Source organism: Sulfitobacter sp. HI0129 (assembly GCF_001635395.1).
Classification (GTDB): Bacteria; Pseudomonadota; Alphaproteobacteria; order Rhodobacterales; family Rhodobacteraceae; genus Sulfitobacter.
Genome location: NZ_LWGH01001022.1, coordinates 1 through 1544, shown reverse-complemented (window position 1 = coordinate 1544; position 1544 = coordinate 1). Strand labels below are relative to the sequence as shown.

Below are 1544 nucleotides of genomic sequence, written 5' to 3'. Positions count from 1 at the left end.
TCGGACAGATCAGCTGGCCCATGCGGTCGGCCTTGATGCGCTGGCGAGTGTCGAAGACATGCTGCTGATGCTGGCGGGCTTCGGCTATGGGGTGCGCCCGCAGATAGGTTTTGGCCGGGCGCTGGCCAGCGAGATACTCGAATGGTCCCTGTCTGACTACGAGGCGGCGCTCGATGATCTGCCGGAGCCACTACGCGAGGCGGTCCATGAAGCATGGGGCAGGCCCGAAGCGGATCCCCTGGTGCGCGACGGTAGCTTTCACTTCCCCGCCATCCGCTGCGGGAACGCCTTGGTGGCGCTGCAGCCCGAACGCGGCGATCCTGCATCCCGGGACGACGATTATCACGACCTCGCCCGGGTCCCGCGCCATTCCTATGTGGCGTTCTACCTTTGGCTGCGGTCGCAGCGGCTGCATGCCCTGATTCACATGGGGGCGCATGGCACGCTGGAATGGCTGCCCGGCAAGGCGGTGGCCCTGTCTGACGAATGCTGGCCCGAAGTTCTGACCGGCCCGCTTCCGGTGATCTATCCCTTCATCGTAAATGATCCGGGTGAGGCGGCGCAGGCCAAACGGCGCATCGGGGCAGTCACGTTGGGCCATCTGCCGCCGCCGATGAAGGACAGCGCCGTGCCCGACGGGCTGTTGCAACTGGAACGGCTGCTCGACGAATATTCAACCGCCGACGGGCTCGACCCCTCCCGCCGGGACCGGCTGGTCGAAACGATCCGCTCCGAAGCGCAGGCCGCCGGGGTCGAGGAAGACCTCGGTCTCGATGCCGCAAGCTCCGCCGCCGAAGCGATCACCCGGATCGACCGTTTCGTCTGCGACATCAAGGAAAGCCAGTATGGTGACGGGCTGCATGTCTTCGGCACCGCCGAGGGTGAGAACGACGGCCTGTTGCAGGCACTGCGGGGCCGCAGGGTCGATGCGGGCCCGTCGGGCTCCCCCTACCGGGGCCGGTCCGATGTTCTGCCCACAGGCCGCAACCTCTTTTCCGTCGACCCGCGTGCCGTGCCCACCCGTGCCGCCCATGCGCAGGGCGTGAAACTGGCGGAGGAACTGCTGCGCCGCCATCTGCAGGACACCGGCGACTGGCCGCGCGGTCTGGTCGTGGACCTCTGGGGGTCCGCCACCATGCGCACGGCGGGCGAGGAAATCGCCATGGCCATGCATCTCGCCGGGCTGGCGCCGAAGTGGGACGCGGGCAGCGAACGGGTTTCGGGTTTCGAGGTCATACCCCTCACCCTGTTGAACCGGCCCCGCATCGATGTGACGCTGCGGGTCTCGGGGCTCTTCCGCGACGTTTTCCCGGGCCTTTCACAATTGTTCGAAGCGGGTGCCGAAGTCCTTTCGAAGCGAGAGGAAGCGGCGGACATGAACCCCTATCTTCAGCACGCGCCCCGGGTCTTTGGCCCGAAACCCGGCCTTTACGGCATGGAAATGGCCCATGCGCTGCACGATTACACCGATGCGGGCCGCGAAGCGGCGGGGCAGGCGTGGCTCAAGGGTTCCGAATGGGCCATCGATGCGCAGGGTACGGCGC

General features: G+C 66.8%; 1 protein-coding gene. It reads left to right on the top strand.

All coding sequences use genetic code 11. The annotated features are described in order from the left end of the window. Positions 1-1544, top strand: a 1544-nt coding sequence (locus tag A3764_RS21875) for a cobaltochelatase subunit CobN (RefSeq protein ID WP_201722492.1), incomplete at both ends; no start/stop codon positions are given.